Origin of the sequence: Chitinophaga filiformis (genome assembly GCF_021646545.1) — a bacterium.
Lineage (GTDB): Bacteria > Bacteroidota > Bacteroidia > Chitinophagales > Chitinophagaceae > Chitinophaga > Chitinophaga filiformis_A.
The window spans coordinates 553,226-574,989 of the sequence record NZ_JAKIRP010000004.1; the positions used below are offsets into that span (position 1 = coordinate 553,226).

At 45.0% G+C, this 21,764-nt stretch carries 25 protein-coding genes; 10 read left to right on the forward strand and 15 right to left on the reverse strand.

Annotation, left to right across the window (positions count from 1 at the left end; translation table 11 throughout):
• Positions 1-421: 421 nt before the first annotated feature.
• The 5 genes from L3C95_RS14510 to L3C95_RS14530 form a co-directional block, all read right to left on the reverse strand.
• A complete protein-coding gene (locus tag L3C95_RS14510) occupies positions 422-598 on the reverse strand; it encodes a hypothetical protein (RefSeq protein WP_236388672.1) in 177 nt (58 codons plus the stop codon).
• A gap of 146 nt (positions 599-744) precedes the next feature.
• Positions 745-1,431, reverse strand: a complete 687-nt coding sequence (gene rpiA, locus L3C95_RS14515; protein ID WP_236388674.1) for a ribose 5-phosphate isomerase A — start codon at positions 1,429-1,431, stop codon at positions 745-747.
• Positions 1,432-1,512: 81 nt separating this feature from the next.
• Positions 1,513-2,103, reverse strand: coding sequence for a YdeI/OmpD-associated family protein (locus tag L3C95_RS14520; protein ID WP_236388675.1), 591 nt, complete (start codon positions 2,101-2,103; stop codon positions 1,513-1,515).
• Positions 2,103-2,516, reverse strand: coding sequence for a DUF1761 domain-containing protein (locus L3C95_RS14525; RefSeq protein ID WP_236388676.1), 414 nt, complete (start codon positions 2,514-2,516; stop codon positions 2,103-2,105). The genes L3C95_RS14520 and L3C95_RS14525 overlap by 1 nt, the downstream gene beginning before the upstream one ends.
• Positions 2,517-2,592: 76 nt before the next feature.
• Complete coding sequence (locus L3C95_RS14530) at positions 2,593-3,285, reverse strand: helix-turn-helix transcriptional regulator (protein WP_236388677.1); 693 nt, start codon at positions 3,283-3,285, stop codon at positions 2,593-2,595.
• Between the two features lie 191 nt (positions 3,286-3,476).
• Here L3C95_RS14530 and L3C95_RS14535 point away from each other — a divergent pair, with 191 nt between their 5' ends.
• The 4 genes from L3C95_RS14535 to L3C95_RS14550 are packed head-to-tail and all read left to right on the forward strand — an operon-like array spanning position 3,477 to position 5,804.
• Positions 3,477-3,926 carry a protein-disulfide reductase DsbD domain-containing protein gene (locus L3C95_RS14535; protein WP_236388678.1) on the forward strand — a complete coding sequence of 150 codons (450 nt, stop codon included), beginning with the start codon at positions 3,477-3,479 and terminating at the stop codon, positions 3,924-3,926.
• Positions 3,927-3,934: 8 nt separating this feature from the next.
• Positions 3,935-4,102 (forward strand): hypothetical protein, encoded by a 168-nt coding sequence (locus L3C95_RS14540; RefSeq protein WP_236388679.1) that lies wholly within the window; start codon positions 3,935-3,937, stop codon positions 4,100-4,102.
• A 14-nt stretch (positions 4,103-4,116) separates the two neighbouring features.
• Complete coding sequence (locus L3C95_RS14545) at positions 4,117-4,530, forward strand: hypothetical protein (RefSeq protein ID WP_236388680.1); 414 nt, start codon at positions 4,117-4,119, stop codon at positions 4,528-4,530.
• Between the two features lie 38 nt (positions 4,531-4,568).
• On the forward strand, positions 4,569-5,804 hold the full coding sequence (locus L3C95_RS14550) for a peroxiredoxin family protein (RefSeq protein ID WP_236388683.1): 1,236 nt from the start codon (positions 4,569-4,571) through the stop codon (positions 5,802-5,804).
• Between the two features lie 45 nt (positions 5,805-5,849).
• Here L3C95_RS14550 and L3C95_RS14555 read toward each other — a convergent pair whose 3' ends face one another.
• On the reverse strand, positions 5,850-6,755 hold the full coding sequence (locus tag L3C95_RS14555) for an SDR family NAD(P)-dependent oxidoreductase (protein WP_236388684.1): 906 nt from the start codon (positions 6,753-6,755) through the stop codon (positions 5,850-5,852).
• Between the two features lie 361 nt (positions 6,756-7,116).
• On the opposite strand from L3C95_RS14555, the gene L3C95_RS14560 reads away from it, so the two are divergent.
• The 5 genes from L3C95_RS14560 to L3C95_RS14580 all read left to right on the forward strand — a co-directional run bounded on the left by L3C95_RS14560 (position 7,117) and on the right by L3C95_RS14580 (position 10,560).
• Positions 7,117-7,293, forward strand: coding sequence for a hypothetical protein (locus tag L3C95_RS14560; protein ID WP_236388685.1), 177 nt, complete (start codon positions 7,117-7,119; stop codon positions 7,291-7,293).
• A 37-nt stretch (positions 7,294-7,330) separates the two neighbouring features.
• Positions 7,331-8,338, forward strand: coding sequence for a bestrophin family protein (locus L3C95_RS14565; protein WP_236388686.1), 1,008 nt, complete (start codon positions 7,331-7,333; stop codon positions 8,336-8,338).
• 80 nt (positions 8,339-8,418) lie between these two features.
• On the forward strand, positions 8,419-8,877 hold the full coding sequence (locus tag L3C95_RS14570) for a carboxymuconolactone decarboxylase family protein (RefSeq protein WP_236388687.1): 459 nt from the start codon (positions 8,419-8,421) through the stop codon (positions 8,875-8,877).
• 32 nt (positions 8,878-8,909) lie between these two features.
• Complete coding sequence (locus L3C95_RS14575; RefSeq protein ID WP_236388688.1) at positions 8,910-9,251, forward strand: YciI family protein; 342 nt, start codon at positions 8,910-8,912, stop codon at positions 9,249-9,251.
• 64 nt (positions 9,252-9,315) lie between these two features.
• Positions 9,316-10,560 (forward strand): RNA polymerase sigma factor, encoded by a 1,245-nt coding sequence (locus tag L3C95_RS14580; protein WP_236388689.1) that lies wholly within the window; start codon positions 9,316-9,318, stop codon positions 10,558-10,560.
• Between the two features lie 25 nt (positions 10,561-10,585).
• Here L3C95_RS14580 and L3C95_RS14585 read toward each other — a convergent pair whose 3' ends face one another.
• From L3C95_RS14585 to L3C95_RS14605, 5 genes are all read right to left on the reverse strand, one after another.
• Positions 10,586-11,365, reverse strand: a complete 780-nt coding sequence (locus L3C95_RS14585) for a succinate dehydrogenase cytochrome b subunit (RefSeq protein ID WP_236388690.1) — start codon at positions 11,363-11,365, stop codon at positions 10,586-10,588.
• A gap of 148 nt (positions 11,366-11,513) precedes the next feature.
• On the reverse strand, positions 11,514-11,870 hold the full coding sequence (locus L3C95_RS14590; RefSeq protein WP_236388692.1) for a YciI family protein: 357 nt from the start codon (positions 11,868-11,870) through the stop codon (positions 11,514-11,516).
• A 79-nt stretch (positions 11,871-11,949) separates the two neighbouring features.
• Complete coding sequence (locus L3C95_RS14595) at positions 11,950-12,162, reverse strand: hypothetical protein (RefSeq protein ID WP_236388693.1); 213 nt, start codon at positions 12,160-12,162, stop codon at positions 11,950-11,952.
• 225 nt (positions 12,163-12,387) lie between these two features.
• Positions 12,388-13,143 (reverse strand): SDR family oxidoreductase, encoded by a 756-nt coding sequence (locus L3C95_RS14600; protein WP_236388694.1) that lies wholly within the window; start codon positions 13,141-13,143, stop codon positions 12,388-12,390.
• A gap of 328 nt (positions 13,144-13,471) precedes the next feature.
• Positions 13,472-16,678: a sigma 54-interacting transcriptional regulator gene (locus tag L3C95_RS14605; RefSeq protein ID WP_236388695.1), complete on the reverse strand. Its 3,207-nt coding sequence runs from the start codon at positions 16,676-16,678 to the stop codon at positions 13,472-13,474.
• Between the two features lie 465 nt (positions 16,679-17,143).
• Between L3C95_RS14605 and L3C95_RS14610 the strand changes: the two genes are divergently transcribed.
• Positions 17,144-17,989, forward strand: coding sequence for a family 16 glycosylhydrolase (locus L3C95_RS14610; RefSeq protein ID WP_236388696.1), 846 nt, complete (start codon positions 17,144-17,146; stop codon positions 17,987-17,989).
• Between the two features lie 31 nt (positions 17,990-18,020).
• On the opposite strand, the gene L3C95_RS14615 is transcribed toward L3C95_RS14610, so the two are convergent.
• The 4 genes from L3C95_RS14615 to L3C95_RS14630 form a co-directional block, all read right to left on the reverse strand.
• Complete coding sequence (locus tag L3C95_RS14615; protein WP_236388697.1) at positions 18,021-18,467, reverse strand: hypothetical protein; 447 nt, start codon at positions 18,465-18,467, stop codon at positions 18,021-18,023.
• Between the two features lie 233 nt (positions 18,468-18,700).
• The gene (locus L3C95_RS14620) at positions 18,701-19,153 is read right to left on the reverse strand and encodes a hypothetical protein (protein WP_236388698.1); all 453 of its coding nucleotides are present in this window, start codon (positions 19,151-19,153) and stop codon (positions 18,701-18,703) included.
• A gap of 107 nt (positions 19,154-19,260) precedes the next feature.
• Positions 19,261-19,971, reverse strand: coding sequence for a LytR/AlgR family response regulator transcription factor (locus L3C95_RS14625; protein WP_236388699.1), 711 nt, complete (start codon positions 19,969-19,971; stop codon positions 19,261-19,263).
• Positions 19,968-21,005, reverse strand: a complete 1,038-nt coding sequence (locus L3C95_RS14630) for a sensor histidine kinase (protein ID WP_236388701.1) — start codon at positions 21,003-21,005, stop codon at positions 19,968-19,970. The genes L3C95_RS14625 and L3C95_RS14630 overlap by 4 nt, the downstream gene beginning before the upstream one ends.
• Positions 21,006-21,764: the final 759 nt, after the last annotated feature.

Genomic DNA, 21,764 nt, shown 5'->3' on the forward strand with positions numbered 1-21,764 from the left:
CTTGTAAGCTATACGTAGCACTATGGTTGCATACAGACATGCACATCCTGTTTGCGGATGTATTAAGTTATTGGATTCTCATAACGTAAGTTTTAAGGATGAACAATAGGGTGATTATATACACAGAATATAGGAACAGGGCATGCTACAATACTTTGCTACATGGCGTTTCCGAATAATATAGGTTACAATTTCCTCTACCGGGATTTATAGGTTCATATGCTACACTACTGAAGTTATGCAAACGTTTGCTATAAAAGAGATACTATTTTCACATTTCCCAATACTATATTTTATTCGTTTATTTGTGTCAGGCGGGAACTAGTTAATACAACGCTACATACTGACACCAGACATCACAATAAAGCCTTCAGACCGGAAGATCTGAAGGCTTTATTTAGCAAGTCCCGTTGTTTACTGTTTATTTACTTCCTGGTTTTTGAATACCGGATGCTGTAACATGTACATGCAACGGACGATTCGTTTCGGCTGCAGTTGTTTCTGCAGATATCGTGTCCTGCACACTGCTAAGCGTACACTTTATTGCCAGCACGACCGTTAATATCGCACCACCGAGGAGTTCTGCTATCTTTTTCATTTGATCAATTTTTAATGTTCTTAAATAACTCCTCAAATGTATTCCCACGGATAATGCCGGTCAATCAACAATCTGCTATGTGGACAAAACACATCGTAAGATGGCCATATCATCACTTCAACAGGCAGGCAATATTCCGAAGACCGCTATTCCGGATAAATATGCCGCACGCCATCGTCGCCAGATATCACCGCCTGATGTGCCATTCCGTAGAACAAAGAATGCTCTACAAGCCCCGGGATCATTTTCACATCGACGTTCAACTGCTTCGGGTCAGGAAATGAGTCGAAATACACGTCAGCCAGCATATTACCATTGTCAGATATCAATGCGCCGATCTTTTCGGTACTCATACGCTGCACAAATCGCGTACCCGGGAACAGCTCACCTATCCTCCTCTTCACTATCTCTAAGGCTTGCGGCAAGAACTCTATAGCTATAGGATATTTCGGATTCAATGCCGCCTGAAACTTACCAGCATCTCCTAACAGTATAAACCTGTCTGCCGCTGAAGCCAGCAGCTTTTCCATGGCATGAATACCACCGCCGCTCTTCAATGCATTCAGCTGCCTGTCAAACACATCACAACCGTCAAAATAGATATCAAGCTTGCTGACAAGCGAGGGCGCTACAAGCCTGAATCCTTTCGCGTGTAATAACACATTGGTATCGAATGATGAAGTAGTAACAGTCAGCGACTGCATCAACGGTGGGTCTTCAGCTAGCAACTCCGCCAGATAAGCTATTGTTTTGCCCCCACCTAGTCCGATGTTCTGCCCTGCGCTGATGAGCGATACAGCAGCTTTTGCCGCCTCCTGTTTATGGTCTTTCATCCCTGGTATTGTTTTGATAATATTAATCAATTTTTTCCAGGAGAACGAATACACCTGCACTACACAAGCCTCCTCTCTTTATCAAAACTGCTTAGGCTTCTGCTGCTGACCGGCAAGCGTTGCTATTTCAGTAATCCGCTTCTGCCTGGTTTCCGGCCGCTTCGCCAGCGTAACCCACTGCAACATACTCTTCCTGACAGACTTGCTTAAACTCATAAAATACGCCTTTGACCCCCGTTGAGACCTGAACGCCTTCTCAAGGTCTTTGGGGATCTTTAGTTCTTCCACATCGTCTAAAATGGACCAGGAACCGTTTTGTTTCGCCACCTCAATACTTTCGTAACCCGCTGGTGCCATAAGCCCTTCATCTATTAACCGCTGCACCTTTCCTTTGTTAATCTTTGACCATACGCTATTCGCTTTCCTCCGGGTGAAGAACTGCATGAACTTTTCATCGTCAATTGACTTTGCCGTACTGTCTATCCAGCCAAAGCAAAGTGCTTCCTCTACCGCTTCGCTCCAGCTTATAGTAGGCTTATCTGCCTTTTTTTTGTACTGGATTAGCCAGATGGATTGTTTTGTGTGGTGATGCTTTTGCAACCACTTCCTCCATTGCAGCCGGTTTTCCGGGTAAAAAGTTTCTATAGCCTTATCCTGCATGATTTTCATCATTATTTCATTGTAACCAGAATAATACTCACAAAGAAAATGCCTACTAAATGATAGGTTCCACTAATAATTCCGTATAGAATTGGCCGGGGGATATTCGGGTTGATGGCAATATTCACTGTATTCGCAAACAGGTATCCAATACCTACCAGCAGAGAAAACTTCAAAGCATCAGCAAAAGACTCTACATGCAAAGCATAGATCAATACGGCGCTTGCAACTGTAATGACAAGAGAACAAAGTGCAGGTCCGACGATGAAAATAGGTTTATTCTGCAGGGTCTCATTTTCACGCCCTAAAGAAATTCTGTACTGTTTGCTGAAAAACAAAGTAAACCATAAAGCGCCGAGCAGAAAATAACCCAGAAATGCTACTAATACACTGATCCAGTTCAGGTTTGCTAATTGACTAATCATAAAAAACTACTTTTTTGTTTATGACGCAAAGCTAAACGGGACCTGCGACAGCCCTATGTCAGGGGTCAAAAAGAAATTAATAATAACGGTCAAAATATTCCTGTAAGGTCATATTATGAGGGGTAAACTTCTCATCAAGGATCTGCAGTTTTTTAATCCTGTCGAGCCGGAAATACCGGAACTCATTACGCAAACGGCACCAGGCCACCATCAACCAATTCCCCTGGGTACTTAATAATGCAAATGGCTCAATTAACCTGCTTGTTGTTTGCTCTCCTTCATTGGTATACTCAATCCTGGTCAGGTTGAAATTGGTAAGCGCAAACTGCAGTTCCGATAAATTATTGCTATTTCTTTCGCCGTTAATATTCTGATCAAAGCGGGTCCTTTCTGCCAGCAGATTAGCTTTATCCCTTACGGTATAGCCCAATACCGCCTTTATTTTGTCGACCGCTTCCAGGTAATCCTTGACAAAGGAAGCGTCTTTATTCTTCAGCACCAACTGTTCTGCGAGGATCAGGGCGTTAGCCTGACTTTCCGTAAACATTACAGGAGGAACCCTGTATCCCTGCATCAGGGTATACCCCTTACCTTCTTCTGTCAGAATTGGTACGCCTGCCTGTTCCAATGCCTTTATATCCCTGTAAATAGTCCTTATACTGACAGCAAACCGATCGGCCAGCTCAGGGGCCGTCAAAAGACGCTTCGTCTGCAATTGCGTCAGGATTGCTGTCAGTCGGGAAAGTCGTTTTGTGTCGGTGTCATTCATTATACGCTCAAAAATATCTTATTTTCTAAAATACCAGTTTCAAAATTCAGATTCCCCCTCCCGCCTGTCCACTTCACATATCAATTTGCCTGTCTGCCTGTTTTCCGCTAAGCCTTCCGGGCTAATTGCCTTCAATTTGTATAAAACTTAACATGCTTAAAATAATGTTTCACACTATAAATAATGCAACAATGAAACCATTCATCGTGCTCAGCATATTATGCGCACTATTCTGGACGCCGATACATGCACAGATATTAAAACCTGTAAAATGGAGTTATGCAGCGAAAAAGACATCCGCTACTGAAGCCACCATCTATATAAAAGCAACGATGGAGCAGGGATGGCATATCTACGCATTAGATACACCTGAAGAAGGTCCTGTCAGAACATCCATCGCCTTTACGCCAGACGAGTCATATCAGTTGAAGGGTACCCTGCTGCAACCACAACCAGTCACCAAAATGGAACAACAGTTTGGTAAAGAAGTGAAATACTTTGAGAAAACAGTGGTCTTTCAACAGAAGATCAAATTACAGGCAGGCAGCACTACTGTTAAAGGAGACATCACCTTCATGGTATGCAGCGATCAGCAATGCCTCCCTCCGGGAACTATTCCGTTTAGCGTAGACATAAAATAAAAGGAGCCATGAAAACGATACTATACAGTCTGCTGCTTGTATTATTCCTGTCCGGTCTAAACAGTCAGCTATATGCGCAGACTACAAGTACAGATACCGGAGAACTGATCTTCTCAGACATACAAGACCTATCGGAAGTTGACGCCTTGCAGCCACAGATACAGCTGCAGTATTAAGTACCTTGCAGCAAATGGATACACAGACAGCTTCCCTGTCGCATCCACATCTGTTAACTATCTTTCTGGGTGGCCTGCTGGGTGGTTTTGCAGCTGTGCTCTTACCCTGTATCTTTCCGATGTTGCCCTTAACTGTCGGCTTCTTTACCAAACGGCATCAAAACAGACGTAAGGGGATAATAGACGCGCTCATATATGGCCTTTCGATCATCGTGATCTATGTGGGATTAGGTATCCTGATCACGATCTTATTTGGCGCCGACGACAGTGACATACAGGCCAGGCAGTTCAATGCGAACGCGCAACCCTTCTATGTGCTGCTGGACCCGTCCACGCAACAACCACTCGCAGCGCCTAAAGGGGCGGATTATGATCCTGCCGGTTATGCCGCTTATCTGAAAGCTGGTATTACATCATTTGGCAAATAAAACAACAACAGGTAACTTTAGCAACCACAGCTATCTTTATGATAAAGAGACAATTAGTAACAGCATGCTGTCTGATCTGCACATTGGCCACCACAGCACAGCAAAAGCAAATGCCCCTGCAACGGGGACAATGGAAGGCTTCGCTGGTGCGGAATGATGGGAAACAGATCCCTTTCGGCCTCGAGATACAATATGACCGGCAGCAGCTCGTCGCCTACATTGTCAATGGAGAGGAAAAGATCAGAACAGAAAACGTCTCTTTCACCGGAGACTCGGCCATTATGAGCATGCCCGTGTTTGAGTCTTATTTCAGGATCAGGAAAGTCGGCACCGATAGCCTGAATGGCGTATGGGTAAAAGGTACAGAAGGCGGAGAAGTGATCCTTCCTTTCTTTGCTCACCTGGCCAACCGTCCTGCAACACCCGCTAAGGCGAAAGGAAACATACAAGGGAGATGGGCGATGGAAATCACACGGCCCAACCAGACTAAACGTCCGGCTGTTGGCGATTTCACACAAAAAGGCAATAAGGTCTCCGGATCCATTATCACGCCGTCAGCAGATTATCGTTACCTGGAAGGTTCCATCTACGGAGACTCCATATTATTTTCCACCTTCGACGGTAGCCATGCCATGCTCTTCCTGGCAAGGATCGAGGGAGATAACATGACCGGCACTTTTTACAATGGTGCACGTGGCAAAGAAGACTGGGTAGCGGCACGCGATGAACACGCAACCTTACCACAGCCTGCAAGCCCTGTGACAGCTGTAAAGAATACAGCGGGAGAAAAACTCAACTTCAGCTTCAGGAACATTGACGGTGAAACGGTCTCCATTAACGATGAGCGATATAAAGGCAAAGTCGTGATACTGCAGATCATGGGATCATGGTGCCCGAACTGTATGGATGAAACAGCTTTTCTGAGCGACTATTACCGGAAGAATAAAGACAGGGGAATAGAAATAATTGCACTGGCCTACGAATTGAGCACCGATGAAAACCGGTCTGCCAATAGTCTCAGGAAATTCCGGCAACAGTTCAATGTACCCTACCAGATGCTGATCACAGGCGTCAGGGCATCTGATCCTGAAAAAGCAGAAAAGACCCTGCCGCAGCTCACATCACTTAAAAACTTCCCGACAACGATCTTCGTAGACAGAGAAGGAAAGGTCAGCGCTATTGAAACAAATTTTTATGGTCCTGCGTCCAAAGAATATCATGAGAAATTTAAACGGGAGTTTGATGAAACGGTGAACAAGCTCCTTGCTAACTAATACGACTTCATTACATGGCATATTTAACGGCAGATGATTTAGCGGCTAATCCCCTGCTTTGGCATAGAGAGAAGTGACTGTTCTTCTGGGTAGTCCGCGTAAAAGTGTAGAAACAACTTTGGCAAGGGTGCCTGGCACGATGATCAGTCGCCCTTTCAATGTTTTCTTTACGGCTATTTCGCCTACCCTTTTCGGACTGACTGCCATCTTTTTCCCGAACCAGCCAAATCTTTTCTCCGTTTCCCGTCTGACTTCCGGTTTGGTGAACACAGGACCAGGACAAAGGCAACTCACACTGATATGTTTTTTCTTTAACTGATAGCGTAACGAATAACTAAAAAATACAACGGCCGATTTTGTAGCAGAGTACAGATTCTTTATGGGAATAGGTGCAAAGCCAGCCATACTGGCAACATTCAGGATATAGGACGGCGCGTTCCTCTCTAACAGGGGCAGTAATGTAAGGGTAAGCGCCATCATGGATTCAACATTCAACCTGACCATATACCGCAACGTATCAAGCGATGTAAGTAAATAATCCCTCGGTCCGCCATGCCCTGCTACATTGCAAAGCACCTTCAGCCGAATATTCCGCTCGATACACCATTCCGCAATTTCAGTGGCCGATTCTTCCTTACTTAAATCATGTGTCAATATTTCAACATGAATGGCATATGCTGATTCAAGCTTCTGTTTTGCAGCTTGCAAACTATCAAGATGTCTGGCGATCAGGATCAGATTGTACTTTCGTTTAGCTAAAGCTTCAGCAAGCGCATACCCGATGCCCTTACTGCCTCCGGCAACTAATGCATATGGCCGGGAGCTGTCTGGACGCACTACTGAAGTATCTATATCATCCGGCAAAAGAGCGGTTCCGGCAAAATCACATGACTGTGTATATCCATCCAGCACACTTAAAAAAATAAACATCAGAATGACCATTTTTTTCATAGCGTAATATTTTCCTGGTGATATATTATAGATGGTACAATGAGCAAAAGGAAACGTTTTTGAAGGGGTGCTGCATTCAGTGTCTAAATAATAAATACGGGGTATCTTTATAGTAAATTAAGATCTGGTACTACGCACGCTCAGCTCCAATACAGGTGTATCTAAAGGCAATTTAATCTAATGTCCGGATATAGTTATTGATACCTCCAAAACTTCACTATATACCGTGGAAAATCCGTTCATTCACGATATAAAGTGAGCCTACCCTATCCAAACCCTGCACAATCGAATAATAATCAACAACTTGACCGCATGGCACATCGATTGTATTCTCCTTGTCAAATCACCTAAACTACAAGTTATGACAGCACTTAACCAAATCATCCACAAGCTTTTTCCAGATAAGACAACACCGGTGACACAGGTACAAACAGCCCTGGAAGAAATACATGAAAACAATTCCTGTGAGGGATGTGAATTTCTGGACGAACCTTCCATGCAGGATGAGCCATCAGACAATGAAGGAAAAACGGAATAGCCAGGCTCACCAGATTTTTAAACATTAGTCATACTATATGCACATTGGCAAATCTTATAAATTATCCGATTTCCTTCTCTGGACAAGGCGAAAAGCATACACACTGATCATCCTGGGCACCCTGCCGGTGCTACTGTATCATGTACTTGCAATAAAATGGCTGGTAGTTCCGTGGACGGTAGTATCACTTTTAGGTACCGCCACCGCCTTTATCGTGGGTTTTAAAAATACCCAGACATATAATCGTACCTGGCAGGCACAGGAGATCTGGAGTAATATTGGTACCAGCAGCAGGGCCTGGGCCATTGTGTGCCGGGATTACCTGCAGGATCCAGCGCAGATCCGGACACTGTTCTACCGGCATTTTGCCTGGCTGACAGCCCTGCGCTATCATTTGCGCGAGGAGCGCGTATGGGAAGTGGCCGACAGCGGTGCTAATGCTGAATACCAAAAGTATTACACCATTCCCGAGCGGCAAACTACCCTGGATGAGGAACTGGCAAAATATCTGTCTGCGGAGGAACAGCGCTACATATCCGGTGCCCGGAACAAAACGACACAGCTGCTGAACTTACAAAATAAGACCGTTAAAGAAGCTGCTGACAGTCTGCCACTGGCGCCACTCCAGCACCTCGAAATGCAACGGACCCTGAACACTCTCTACTCCCTGCAGGGACAGTGTGAAACGATCAAGAACACACCTTATCCCAGGCAGTATTCTGTCATCCATACCCTCTTTGTGCGCATATTCTGTTTCCTGCTCCCTTTCGGGATGTTACAGGAATTCGATAAACTGAACAATATCGTGACAGGTGTTATGAAGGGACATATGATCTGGCTGGTAATTCCTTTCAGTGTCCTTATTTCCTGGATGTACACCTCATTGGAGCAGGTAGGAGAAAGTACCGAGAATCCTTTTGAAGGCAGCGCCAACGACGTTCCTATTTCACAGCTCTGCCGGAACATTGAGATAGATCTGCGCGAAATGCTGGGCGAGAAGGAATTACCTCCGCCAGTAAAACCTCAGAACGACGTTCTTATCTAGCAGGTCAAAAAAAATTCTCCGGAATTTGTCCAATAAACAAAAACCGGTTGTCATTAATACAGAAACAAAAACCTAGTACAATGAAACAGAGGGTTAATTTTTATCAAAAGGGGCAGAACGCCTTGAAAACGCTATTTAATGTTGGTGCCTATCTGAAGAAGTCCTCCCTGGATCCAAAGCTGGTGGAACTGGTAGACTTCCGGGTATCCCAGATTAATAGCTGCGCCTATTGCCTGGACATGCACTCAAAAGATGCCCGTGCGCACGGCGAAACGGAGCAACGCTTGTACGGCCTGAGCGCATGGAGGGAAACGCCTTATTTTACAGAAAAAGAAAGGGCTGCGCTGGCCTGGGCAGAAGCGGTAACTGCCTGCAAAGTGCCTGATGAGGTGTATGCAGAGGTGAAAGATCACTTCACCGAAGAAGAGCTTGTGGACCTGACACTGGCCATTTCCAATATTAATACGTGGAATCGCTTTAATATTGCATTCCCGATGCCTGATGCCGTAGGTACCTACAAGGTTGGGCAATTTGGTTGAGCATAATTACTGACGTACTAAATCCACATTTTATGAATGAATTCTTATTAGTGTTCCGCCGGGATTATAAAACGAAAGAAATCCAGCCTTCGCCCGAGGAATTGCAGGCGCACCTGAGCCGCTGGCGCGATTGGCTACGCAGCCTGGAGTCAGAAGATAAGCTTGCCAGGCCCCCGCAGCCCTGGGAAGCCACCGGGCGGGTGCTGAAGCACGATAAGAGTGTGACAGATGGTCCCTATGCTGAAATAAAGGAGTCCATCGGCGGTTTTATCGTTATAAAAGCCGCCGACTATGAGGAAGCACTGGCAATAGCTGAAGGTTCACCTATCCTTGAACTGGGAGGAACTGTGGAGGTACGTATGGCAGTGAAATAAAACTGTTTGCACAACAAATAAAAATGCCTTCTTATTTTTGCAGGAAGGCATTTTTATTTGTTGCATGGAAGAGAGAGAGCTGTTACCTCATTTATTCAGAACTGAATACCAGAAAATAGTTTCGGTGTTGTGTTACCTGTTTGGCATCGAACATATAGCAGTAGCAGAAGATATTGTAAGTGATACATTTCTTGCCGCCACTGAGTCGTGGAGCGCACGCGGCATACCGGATAACCCTACTGCGTGGTTATATACGGTTGCTAAAAACAAGACAAAGAACTGGCTGAAAAGGAACACATTCTTTCAGCAAAAGCTGATGGTCGATCTACAGCATAACATGCAGGAGGGAGAAGAGATCGAAATTGATCTTTCCGAACAGAATATCACCGACAGCCAGCTGGCGATGATATTCGCCGTATGCCATCCTTCTATTCCCACAGAATCACAGATAGCACTGGCGCTCAACCTGCTCTGTGGATTTGGGGTGCAGGAAATCGCGGATGCCTATCTGACCAATAAAGAGGTCATCTACAAAAGGATCAGCAGGGCGAAAGAGAAACTAAAAGAGGCAGATATCAAAATACAACAGCCCACCCTCACAGAAATTAATGACCGGCTGGAAACCGTACTCAAAACATTGTACCTGCTTTTTTCCGAAGGCTACTACTCTACCTCCAGTAACACCGTACTGCGAAAAGACCTTTGTGTAGAAGCCATGCGGCTGAATTACATGCTGGTGGAATACCCGCATACCAATAAACCCATCGTAAAAGCACTGCTGGCATTAATGTGCTTTCATGCCTCCCGCTTTGACGCGAGATTAAACGATACAGGAGGAGTGATTCTGTACGACGATCAGGATGCAACACGCTGGAACCGGGAACTGATCGAGCGGGGCCAGTACTTCCTCAACGAAGCTGCCGCCACCCCCACCGTTACTAAATATCACCTGGAGGCTGCCATTGCCTACTGGCATACACACAAGGCCGACTCCGGAGAAAAATGGGAGAACATCCTCGACCTCTATAATCACCTGCTGGTATTGGAGTACTCGCCCATTGCTGCATTAAACCGCACCTTCGCACTCGCCAAAGTCAAAGGCAAGCAACAGGCAATAACCGAAGCAGAAAAACTCCGCTTAACCGACAATTATTTTTACCACTCGCTGTTAGGCAACTTATATACTGATATCGATGACGATCAAGCGCTGCAACACTATCAAACGGCTTTGCAGCTGGCCCATTCGCCAACCGACAAAGCCCTGATGGAAAAAAATATTGATCAGTTAAACCAGCAGCGGAACAACTAACAAGTCTTCGTATATCCGCCCGGCATCAAAGCAGACTTTTTATATAAAACACAACAGGCATTGATGCAAACGCCAGTGGAATAATGACGGCAAAGAGCCATATGCCCGTAAACTGAATGATAGGCGTATATCTTTTGTGTACCATGCCCACCGTTCTGAAAGCGCTCTGAAAACCGTGATACAGGTGATAGGATACCGCTACCATGGCTGCCAGGTACAACAACGAATACCACCACAGGCTAAAACTATGCGCCACAATCGCATACAGGTCTTTTACCCGCACGATCTCGACATTGTTTTCGGTAGTCACTGCATACTCAAAATCCGGAGAAACCGGCTCGTACACGGCAGATGTTAGTTTTCCCGTTAGCAGTTCCTTCCGGTATTCGCGGTAAGTACCATCCAGGAACTTGTACCTGGCCCAGAAGTTACTCATATGTATGATCAGGAACAGGAAAATAATACTGCCAAGCAATCCCATATTGAGAGAAGCCCACTTAACAGGCGTTTTGGGAGCTACGGCATATTTCACAGGACGCGCCTGGTTATTTTTCACGGTCAGCGCAAGTGCATAAAAGGCGTGGATCAGTATAGATATATACAGCCCATAGCTGATGATTTCAACAGGCAGGAAATGGGTCATAAAATGGGCATAGATATTAAAGGCATAACCTTCATCACCGGCAAACAAGGTTAGATTGCCGCCCAGATGTACAATAAGGAAAAGGCATAAGAACAATCCTGTCATCGACATGACCAGTTTTTTGCCGATAGAAGAGTGGAAGAATTGTGAAAACTTTATCATAGCAAATAAATTTAACAGAGCCTGTATCTTATTTTGATACAGGCTCCTTTGATCTGAGTACCTGATGGATCGGGTAGTCTTGTATGTACTTCTAAGGACGGTTCGTCTGTTTTTCTACATCCTGTCCTGTGCTTGTTCAATAGCGTTTTCAGGCAGCAGTGATTGCCATACGCACTTCAACGATAGCGCCGTATTTAATGATCGGACAGCCTTTTGCAATCTCTACTGCCTCGTCATAATCTTTAGCCTTTATCAGGAACAGGCCTCCGATGGATTCTTTACCTTCAGCATAGGGCCCGTTGAATACATGGTCTTTCTTTTTATCGTGCTTAATTACACGGCCGTCAACATCCCAACGTTTAGGAGGCGCTACCAGTTTGTCCTGAGCTGCAATACCAGCTACCCAATCCTGATAAGGTTTAAGGGCTTCTTTCATCTGCTCCGGGGAAGGTGCCGGATTAGCGCTGGTCAGATCTCTGTGGATGACTAAGAGGAATTCTTGCATTTTTTGCTGTTTTAATGTGTTAATAATAATGATGATGCTATTGTTCTTGACGTCAATACTGATGATGAGATTCCCATATTCACAGCAATGTTGTGTGCTGTAAATATGCTTGTTGCATACCTTTGATAATAAGGGCTACATCTTGTTCAGACTTACCGGTTTTACGCTCCAGCCTGATATACAGCTCTCTTTCCTTACCTGTTTCAAACACCAGGTCTTCGTCAGAAAGTTCACTGAAACGTTGCTTGAGCAGTTTCTTCAGTACCGACCACTGGTATCCCCGGATGTTCATAGTAGCTTATTTATGTTATGGAGGAATGGTTCAGACCCGCCAGGCGCTGATGTGTCGTTACGTTGTTGACCGGATGTCGCGGCATACCGCGCCGGCGTTAGGGAAGAATTATGCGCGAACGGGTGGAAAGCGCATACCTGTTACAACAGCCGCAACGAGCTGACACCCGTCATCTTCGTTACAGACAGCACATGGCAGGTCGTGAAAGCAGGTTAGATTTTCCGGTTATACTTTAACTGGCTGGTTGGCAAACCAGGTTTCGAAATCAATTTTACCAATACGTGGATTAGCGCCAGGTACCAGCGACTGCTCATTCAGTTCTGCACCGAAATACAAGGCATGCGGATCAGCCACCACGGTACGGGGATCGCCCATTTTATCCAGATAACGGCCCACCAATGTAGCCAGACCAATTTTTTCCGGACCGGCTATTTCTATCATACCATTGAGCGGCGCGCCTATAGCAACATCCGTCATGGCAGCGGCTACATCGTCTGATGCAATAGGCTGCACGGGGGCTGGCGATAAATGAATGGCTTCTCCTTTTGCGCCGGAAGCAGCAATACCGCCCAGGAACTCAAAGAACTGGGTAGAGTGTACAATAGTGAAAGGGATACCCGATTGCCTGATCAGATTTTCCTGCACCTGCTTTGCGCGCATATAACCGCTATCCTGCAATCTTTCCGTGCCTACTACCGACAAAGCAATATGATGTTTAACGCCCGCTTTCTTCTCTGCTGCCAGCAGGTTACGGCCGGAAGTTTCGAAGAACTCCATTACAGCCTTGTCTTCAAAGGAAGGAGAGTTAGCAAGGTCTAACACAACAGACGTTCCTTCCATTACTTCCGCCAGACCTTCGCCTGTAATAGTGTTCACACCCGATGCAGGAGATGCTGCAATTACTTCATGGCCAAGGGCGCGAAGCCTGTTCACTGTTTTTGAGCCGATAAGTCCGGTGCCGCCAATTACTACGATTTTCATGATCTTAATTTTTAATGATGCCTGTATCCAGGCTGGAGTTAAAAAATATTGTTTAGTCTTGTCCGTTATCCCCGGTTTCCATTTTTTGCCGGTTTGGCGGGGAATACATTAAAGCGTTCATTTGATTTCACTTACTAGTTTGCAAGCAGGATGCCACCCACACAATCAACTATAAATCAATACACTACATTAAAAACAGGGCTTTTACTTTCACTTTATTAAGGGAATTGTTACCGGCTTTCACTAAATACCGTGAACGGATCTTCCGTATGAAACAAAAAAGGCCGGAACAGCGTATGTTCCAGCCTTTCATTGCCTGCATAATGGCCTATTTTATAAAATAATCTGCTTTTGAGATGCCCAGTTTCTTCATCTTGGAATGCAGCGTAGTACCCGGCACTTCCAGGATTTCTGCTGCTCCGCCGGCACCGGAGATCTTGCCACTACACCTCTTCAGCACTCCAATAATATGCGCACGTTCGATCTGTTCCAGTGTAACGTTATAGAACCCTGTGATCTCTTTCTGCTTTTCCTCATGCCGGGGCAGATGGATTTCTGTTAACGTATTTCCCTCACACAAAAGGATACTTCTTTCTATAAGGTGCTCCAGCTCTCTGACATTGCCCGGCCAATCATAACTTTTTAACTCCTGCAACACCTGGGGAGCTATGCGACTTACTTTCTTGCCTGCATTCTTGCTGAATTTGGAGATAAAGAAATTGGCCAGGGGCTCAATATCTTCCGGCCTTTCCCTCAAAGGCGGCAGGTTGATAGGAAACACGTTCAGCCTGTAATACAGGTCAGATCGGAAACGCCCCGCCTGCACTTCGGCCTCGAGATCACGATTGGTAGCTGCAATCACCCGCACATCCACCTTAATGGTAGACTTGCCGCCTATTCTTTCCAGTTCCCGTTCCTGCAGCACACGCAACAATTTAACCTGCAGTTCCAGTGGCATCTCGCCTATTTCATCCAGGAACAAGGTACTGTTGTTCGCCAGCTCGAACTTACCAATCCTTCTGTCTATAGCGCCGGTAAATGCGCCTTTCTCATGACCGAAAAGTTCGCTTTCTATCAGATGAGCAGGTAAAGCAGCGCAGTTCACTTTTACCATTAATTTGCTCTTACGGGGAGATGCGTTGTGAATAGCCCGTGCAATGAGCTCCTTACCAGTTCCTGTTTCACCCAGTAAAAGTACGGTTGAGCCGGTTTCTGCCACCTGCGATATCAGGCGGTATACCTTCTGCATCCGGGCGCCACTACCCACGATCTCCGCAAAGTTGTAGATCGTACCGATCTGTTCTCTCAGGTAATCGTTCTCCATTTCCAGCTTCTGCTTATAAGCAAGGACCTTTTCATTAGCACGGATATTTGAGATGGCGATAGACACCTGTGCACAGATGCCCCTGAGAATAGTGAGATTGATCTCATCTATCAGCAACCAGAATGTGCCCACCGCTACATTACCTACACGCAAGGCTGCGCCGAAGGCATTCTTTGCCCCCACCTCTTTCCAGAGCTTAATGTATTGGCCCGGATTGCCCGACCGCAACTCTTCCTCCACATTGAAGATTACCGCTTCCTCACTCCCCAGCACCCTTGCAGTAAGCGGTTCATTTACATCAATGTTTTTGGACGCCATCATTTTAAAGGTATCATTCACCTTTTCAAACATACTTTCGTCATAGATATATGGACTGAGCGTAACACCATCATCCTCTATGATTCGGATCATCGCCAGTTTTACTTTCAACACTTTTCGCAGCACTTCGGAAATGCTTTCCTTCAGCTCTTCTTTTGTCCGTACGGCGGCAATGTTACGACTGAAATCCACCAGGAACGATTGTTCGCGTTCTTTACGCAGTAATTCCTCATTGGCCATAATATTCGACATGGCAACGGAAGTCTGTGCACATATGCCCTGCAGCAGGGGAATATTAATCTCTTCGATACCCAGCCATAAAATACCAAGTTTGGTATCTCCTGTACGCAGAGCCGTGCCCACCATTGTTCTAAGCCCCATTCTTTTCCAGAATTGCAGATACCGGGAAGGATTGCCCTTGTTGATCTCCACGTTTACACTGAAGAAAAGGGGAATCTCGCTATTGAGCACCCTGTTCTGCAACCCGTCTTCAATAGGAAACCTTGTAGTAATTATCTCCTGCAGTTCATCATCATCATCGGGAATATTAAGCGCATCAAAAATATATGCACTCATCGTAGACCGGTCCTCATTGATCGTCCGGATAACGTATCCCAGCTGTGGCTTCAGCTTCCTGAGACATTTACGTACAACCTCCGCAAGGTCTTCCTTACTTCTTACACCAGCAATATCGCTGCTGAAATCGAGGAGGAAAGACTTCTCATTCTCTCTTTCAAGTATCTCCTCGTTGGCCGATATGTTGCTGATGGCAGTAAAAACCTGTCCAGATATACGCTGAATGATATTTACCGCCTCTTTCCCAAAGGCGCCCACCTTGTCGGCAAACAACATCAGACTATACTTGGCCGAACCGTTGTCGCCCAGTATCTTCACGATCATTTCCCGGGCGCCTGTTTCGTAATGCATCTTAAACCATAAAGGCGCTTTGTCTATATCGAAAGACGCCATATTAAAGACCAGCGGCTTGTAATAAAGGGAAGCGATATCGTAAATACCATCTTCAACAGGCGTAGGCATGTCAAGTGCATCCCCAACATCCGTCATCTCGCGGATCCCGGCCTCCGCATCGGCCAGATAAGCTTTGTAGTACTCTTCCGCTTCGTCCATCACCGTCATCATACTGTGGGAAAAGCCAATGACCTCCCGCAGGCCGGAGTTAAGCACATTCAGCATGTCCTGACGGGTCCTGACCTTTACCATTTCATTACTTAAGGACAACAGTACTTCATTGAGCCTTTCTTCACGGCTTATTTCCTCGTTCCTGATGATATTGATCACCGCACCCGAAATCTGCGGGGCAATACCCTTTATGATGCTTTTGAATTCATCCGTAAAGCCATGGACATTCACCACATACATGTGCAGAAAACCGATCACCTGGTCTTTGCTCTTAAGGGGCGTCATTAAGATCTCCCTCACTCCCCCTTCATAGTTTACCCTTAAGAAAGGAGGGCTTCCCGGAGCATCCATGATATCTTCCAGTATAAAGGCACTGGGCGCGTCATTTTTCAACACCTGCTGGATAAACGGCTCATCCAGCGGAAAGTGTCCGGCAACAAGCGAAGGGTAAACGGGGTGATGTTTAATGGGGGAAGACTTTGGATCAAGCAAAAAGGGGCAATACACCCTCGCTTCGTGGTCAATCAGGCTCACAATGGCGTGGGAAAAAGGGAATATTGCTTTAAGTCTGGATGAAAATAAAACGATCAGATCATTCTTCTCCCTCACCTTCGTGATGTCGTCCCCCAGCTCAAGGAGTATCCTACGCTCATTTTCCAATAGCTTTATCCGCTCGTCCAACAACGTGGTACTATCCTCACCGCCCGTTACCTGCGGACTTCCGTTGGCCATTACATTGTTCATTTTTTTCATGCTATAAATTGACAGATTGATACGCTGATTCGGCTGCTTTATATACATGACAATTGAAAACTCATATCTGGACAAATTGGCCGGACATTTACCTTTCCTTAAAATTTACTCATTTTAAGTTGGAAATCAAAATGTTGGGACAACAATAGCCCCGGCCTTTTCCTGAGGTCTGTCAAAACACCGCCAAATGTCTACCCTGGTTGTTACAAGTGACGGGCCACCCTCCAACAATATTAATTATCAATCGTTTACAAAGACAAATATTCGTCTCTCACGTTTTATTTCGCGAATTAGCGAAGGGTTGTTATTCATTTTTCGATATTTCGGTCGTGTCAACAGGACACTAAATGTTTCTTCATACCTTTACAGGCAGAAGTACCTTATCCTTCTATTACGCAACTATAACCACAGGTTTATCTCCCAATATTAACCCGCATGATTTCTCACATTTTTAAACTTCACATTATGAAAACTCTGATTGCACTTGTATTTGTCATAACGGCCCCGACATTGTTTGCCTGCCGGAAACAAGCTGCGCCCGAACAATCACCCCGCCTTTCGCTGGCAGAAAAACAACAAGCCGCCGTAGCTGCAGCCACCTGGGAAACAGTGATCGACAACTCCACTTTTGCCAGCTACTCCGCATTTGAAGCGGCCTGGAACTATCTGTATCCATGGGGCTCTGATCATAATGGTACAGCCCGTATGTATGGAAGCCCTACAGATCATAATCATATTTATTTAAACAACGGCGTACTCACTATTAAAGCAACCCGTATCACCTGGAATGAAGGCAACAGCAGCAGTGATCCATATCTGCCTATCAGGTATCATTCCGGTGCTGTGAATACGAAGCTGCATGTATTAGTCAATGACCAGTTCCCGAACTGGGAAGTAAAATGCGATTTCCAGGTACCGACCGTCAAAGGCTCCTGGCCGGCCTTCTGGCTGACAGGCGTCAACAGCTGGCCGCCTGAGAGTGATATTATGGAATTCAAAGGCAATGCTACCAACTGGCAGAATACGTTCAGAACATCATCCGATGTATCCAGCACGCTTACAACCGTATCCTCTCCTGGCAGCTGGCACACTTACCGGGCCTGGATCACGAAAGTGAGCGCCACTAATGTTGATATTCACTATTACATTGATGGGGTATGGAAAGCGGTGCATAATGCGAACTTCGTAGGAAAGCCGCTGTATGTCATTATCAACATGCAGATGGAGGGTTCCAGTGGTAGTCCTGGTCCTACCGCAGATACGTATCTGAATGCCAGGAATATTTATATAGGAAGGACAAGGGAATATTAAGGAGGGATAAGCCTGTGGTGTTTATTGATCCCTATCTGAATTCAAAAGTCAGCACCTCGCCAGGTATCCAGCTGCTATTAAATCTGAATGCCAAAGTATCCTCTTCCAGGATCAATATATCCGCATAAACCGTATCGTTGGATGCCAATAGTAATTTACCATCACTACCAACCTTCCAGGCGTTCCCTGACTTTGAACAGTCTTTCCAGTCTTCCGATGCTTTTGTGCCAGCGTAAAGCCCTGTATTTGAGATAAAATAAGGTTCATTTTTGAATATAATGTGGTAGCAATCGGAAAGATTATTCATCACTAGTGTAGGTTGGCCTGGGTGCTCAACTGTTATCGTTTTGGTAGACCAGTACCCTACCAGTTTACGTTCCGTTTCATTCAATTCGGCAGTTGGTCTCTTGTCTTTGGTACAGTTGGCATACAGCATCAATACCAGCAAAGCATTAATAAAAAAAGAGCTGATTTTCATAAAAGCGGTGTTTAATGAAAAAGCAATTTTGTAGTGTCCCCAGAGTATGTCGATGTTGGTTGGTATTAGGAGAAGTTAGTAATATAAGATACGAAAAATATCTGATAGTGAAATCAATGGATATTCTGGCTGCATACTAATATGTGAGACAATCTCACATATCACAAAACGACTAAAGGGCATAGCATTTGAATCAGATGCTATGCCCTTATAGCTTTAATTTTATTTTTTCTCTACTCAAACCTTACCGACGCCAGCATCATATCCCCCTCATGCAATTCCTGCGCTACATAATGTAAACTAAGCACCCTATCCGTATTTTTCTTTTCCACCTGCAGCAGTTCCTTTACAGGTATTTCCATGCCCTTTTCACCATCCTTGAATGCCCATTTCTTCAACACATTCCCCTTTTCATCTTCTACAGAAATACTGCGCCCCGTACCAACGCCATCATTTGTACAATGTATGTAGAAAATGCGGAGACGGTCATTACTGTTCGCATCACTCAGCTGCAGCTTCCTTAAGTTAAGCGGTGAATTCACTGCCTGTTTCAGGATGAGTTTGTTATTGAGATAGATCTCATATGTGTCTAATCCACGTTCTGTAGCAAAACCGAACATGGCAATACAAAGTACCACAAACGCCAATAATGTGATTAACGGTTGTTTGAATGTTGTATGTTTCATGGCAAAATCTTTTAGTTAACAATGAATATTATCCAATACAATACTAGTCGAAAAATAAAGAGATAGAAAAACTAGTATACCAACTACCGGAATAATATACCAACACCTTAATGCCCTGCGATGAGCCTGTCCATGGCCGCTTTGTAATTTCTGCCTATAGGGATCTGATGATCTGCAATGATGATCCGGTTCTTCTCCACCCGCCTGATCTTATCTTTTGCGACAATAAATGACTTGTGTACCCTTATAAACAGCGCCTCGGGAAAAAGCTCCTGCATCGTTTTGATAGAACCTTTTGTAACGATCCTGCCGGTGGATGCGTGGATAATGGCATAGTCCTTCAACCCCTGAATATGCGTAACATCACTAAAGAATAGCTTTATTTTCTGCACCCCGCTTTTAACAAAGATAAAGTTCGGTACATCTTCACTTGTTTCAAGACCGGTATCTTCTCTTTCCAGCGACAGGAATTCCCTGACCTTATCCACTGCCTTACAGAAACGATCGTAAGAGATCGGTTTTAGTAAGAAATCTATCACCCCCAATTCAAACCCTTCAAAGGCATAATCCCGGAAAGCGGTTGTAAACACCGTGATCGGCGCCTGTGGTATTGCCCTGAGGAAATCAATGCCGCTTATTTCAGGCATTTCAATATCGAGGAACAATACATCTACCGGATGATGTTTTAAAAACTCATGTCCTTCCAATGCATTACTGAAACTGCCGGCCAGCTCCATCCCCTCATGCCGTGCTATATAACCTGCAAGTATTTCCCTGGCTAAAGGCTCATCATCTATCACTACACATTTCAGCATCATAGATTGATTTTTAGCGCTACCTGGTATTTGTCCGGGCCATCAGTGATATCCAAAACATGTTTACCAGGGAATAATAACTCCAGCCGTTTCTTCAGGTTCAACAGGCCGATCCCCCCACTCTGCGCCGGCTGCTGTATATTGCCTTTATTGTTTTCAATGCATATTTCAAGTATTGCTGATACATTGATCCGGATATGCAGGTAGGCGTTGCGCACGGTCCTGCTTACGCCATGTTTGAAAGCGTTCTCTACCAGCGGAAGGATCAGGAAAGGAGGTATCCAGCATTGCTCAATATTGCCTGTTACCGTCAGGCGTATATCTGCATTATTGCCCTGTCTGATCTTTTCAAGTTCCAGGTAATTGTTCAGGTAGTTGATCTCCTTTTCCAGCGGCACCTTCGTCTCATCACTTTCATACAACATATACTCCATCAATCCTGCCAACTTCAACACCACTTCCGGCGCCTCGTCCGACTTTTTCAGCGTCAGTGCATATAAGTTGTTCAACGCATTGAACAGGAAGTGTGGGTTCACCTGCGAACGGAGATAATTCACTTCCGCCTGTAGTTTCTCCACCTGTATTTCTTGTAATAGCTTCTTTTGTTCATACCAATCCATGCTGAATTTCAGGGCAACGGTGAGCAACAGGTAGAGAGAAGTATGCGTAAAATTATAGATCAGGGAGGTGGAAAGCGTAGCGTATCTGCTCGGTCCCAGCACATATCCGAACAGATAATAATCGTAAAAACTCTGCACCAGTAAATAAGCGATCAGCAGCAGGAATACCAACGCAAAATATCCACTGTACCTGCCTCGCAAAAGATAATGGGGAATAAGCCAGTGGATATTTGCCCATGCCAGTGCTATGAGCAGAGAAACCCTTACCACCACGCAGATAAAAAAGTTAGGTAGTCCTGCCTTCTGGATCAGGTAAGTACGGTCATATAGAAAAATGAGGGTGACCATCACCCAATAGGCGGCATAGAAATAACGCCGTCGTGCTATCAGGCTATTGTCGATCGTGGAACTCATCATAACGGACTTTTTACTATTTACGGTATTGATGAGGAAAATGAGAAATCTGGTAGAGCAACTACAGAAAAAATAGACGAACCGGGCTAGCCCACTGTTTCATGAACGCCATTGGTCATTGGACTAGTAATATAACAAAAAAAAGGGCGCTTCATACCTTGAAGGACTAGCTCATCAGTAAATAGCATCTATGTTACCTATTTTCAGGATGTAAGTTGCATATGACTTGCATATGACCAGGATTAACTTCCGATTATCTTCCGATTGAATCGGAGGATAATCGGAGGTTAATCCTGGTCATATGCTGGTTATATCCTGGTCGTGTGCTGGACACATACGGGAAACATGTAATAATGGTAAGCGAGATATTGCCTTTAAGGAGCCGTTAAGGTTCCGCTTTGATACCGCTTTGATACCGCTAATCCTACGTTAATCCTACGTTCATGAACGTAGGATTAACGTAGGATTAGCGGTATCAAAGCGGTATCAAAGCGGGCTAAAACCGGGAAAAAAGTAAACTTTTTCAGGACTATGTCTTAGTACAGAAAAACTTTACAGTTTTGCAAGAAGTTTCAGGATTGACTTTACAGGTTATTGAAATAATTCATTATTTGCTTTACAGATGCGCAAATTAAGCTTTACAGATGTGCAAATTAAGCTTTACACTGCTATTTCTGTTGTTTTTACCTTCTTTTTAGCGATCCATCTTCGCTTTAATGCTCCACTGGCTAAATGAGCCTGATTAGGCGTCAGATTATTGCA

Excerpts from the sequence above, each read along its gene's own strand:
- L3C95_RS14510 (WP_236388672.1), bottom strand. The coding sequence starts at position 598 with ATGAAAAAGATAGCAGAACTCCTCGGTGGTGCGATATTAACGGTCGTG.
- rpiA (WP_236388674.1), bottom strand. The coding sequence starts at position 1,431 with ATGAAAGACCATAAACAGGAGGCGGCAAAAGCTGCTGTATCGCTCATC.
- L3C95_RS14520 (WP_236388675.1), bottom strand. The coding sequence starts at position 2,103 with ATGATGAAAATCATGCAGGATAAGGCTATAGAAACTTTTTACCCGGAA.
- L3C95_RS14525 (WP_236388676.1), bottom strand. The coding sequence starts at position 2,516 with ATGATTAGTCAATTAGCAAACCTGAACTGGATCAGTGTATTAGTAGCA.
- L3C95_RS14530 (WP_236388677.1), bottom strand. The coding sequence starts at position 3,285 with ATGAATGACACCGACACAAAACGACTTTCCCGACTGACAGCAATCCTG.
- L3C95_RS14535 (WP_236388678.1), top strand. The coding sequence starts at position 3,477 with ATGAAACCATTCATCGTGCTCAGCATATTATGCGCACTATTCTGGACG.
- L3C95_RS14540 (WP_236388679.1), top strand. The coding sequence starts at position 3,935 with ATGAAAACGATACTATACAGTCTGCTGCTTGTATTATTCCTGTCCGGT.
- L3C95_RS14545 (WP_236388680.1), top strand. The coding sequence starts at position 4,117 with ATGGATACACAGACAGCTTCCCTGTCGCATCCACATCTGTTAACTATC.
- L3C95_RS14550 (WP_236388683.1), top strand. The coding sequence starts at position 4,569 with ATGATAAAGAGACAATTAGTAACAGCATGCTGTCTGATCTGCACATTG.
- L3C95_RS14555 (WP_236388684.1), bottom strand. The coding sequence starts at position 6,755 with ATGAAAAAAATGGTCATTCTGATGTTTATTTTTTTAAGTGTGCTGGAT.
- L3C95_RS14560 (WP_236388685.1), top strand. The coding sequence starts at position 7,117 with ATGACAGCACTTAACCAAATCATCCACAAGCTTTTTCCAGATAAGACA.
- L3C95_RS14565 (WP_236388686.1), top strand. The coding sequence starts at position 7,331 with ATGCACATTGGCAAATCTTATAAATTATCCGATTTCCTTCTCTGGACA.
- L3C95_RS14570 (WP_236388687.1), top strand. The coding sequence starts at position 8,419 with ATGAAACAGAGGGTTAATTTTTATCAAAAGGGGCAGAACGCCTTGAAA.
- L3C95_RS14575 (WP_236388688.1), top strand. The coding sequence starts at position 8,910 with ATGAATGAATTCTTATTAGTGTTCCGCCGGGATTATAAAACGAAAGAA.
- L3C95_RS14580 (WP_236388689.1), top strand. The coding sequence starts at position 9,316 with ATGGAAGAGAGAGAGCTGTTACCTCATTTATTCAGAACTGAATACCAG.
- L3C95_RS14585 (WP_236388690.1), bottom strand. The coding sequence starts at position 11,365 with ATGATAAAGTTTTCACAATTCTTCCACTCTTCTATCGGCAAAAAACTG.
- L3C95_RS14590 (WP_236388692.1), bottom strand. The coding sequence starts at position 11,870 with ATGCAAGAATTCCTCTTAGTCATCCACAGAGATCTGACCAGCGCTAAT.
- L3C95_RS14595 (WP_236388693.1), bottom strand. The coding sequence starts at position 12,162 with ATGAACATCCGGGGATACCAGTGGTCGGTACTGAAGAAACTGCTCAAG.
- L3C95_RS14600 (WP_236388694.1), bottom strand. The coding sequence starts at position 13,143 with ATGAAAATCGTAGTAATTGGCGGCACCGGACTTATCGGCTCAAAAACA.
- L3C95_RS14605 (WP_236388695.1), bottom strand. The coding sequence starts at position 16,678 with ATGAAAAAAATGAACAATGTAATGGCCAACGGAAGTCCGCAGGTAACG.
- L3C95_RS14610 (WP_236388696.1), top strand. The coding sequence starts at position 17,144 with ATGAAAACTCTGATTGCACTTGTATTTGTCATAACGGCCCCGACATTG.
- L3C95_RS14615 (WP_236388697.1), bottom strand. The coding sequence starts at position 18,467 with ATGAAAATCAGCTCTTTTTTTATTAATGCTTTGCTGGTATTGATGCTG.
- L3C95_RS14620 (WP_236388698.1), bottom strand. The coding sequence starts at position 19,153 with ATGAAACATACAACATTCAAACAACCGTTAATCACATTATTGGCGTTT.
- L3C95_RS14625 (WP_236388699.1), bottom strand. The coding sequence starts at position 19,971 with ATGATGCTGAAATGTGTAGTGATAGATGATGAGCCTTTAGCCAGGGAA.
- L3C95_RS14630 (WP_236388701.1), bottom strand. The coding sequence starts at position 21,005 with ATGATGAGTTCCACGATCGACAATAGCCTGATAGCACGACGGCGTTAT.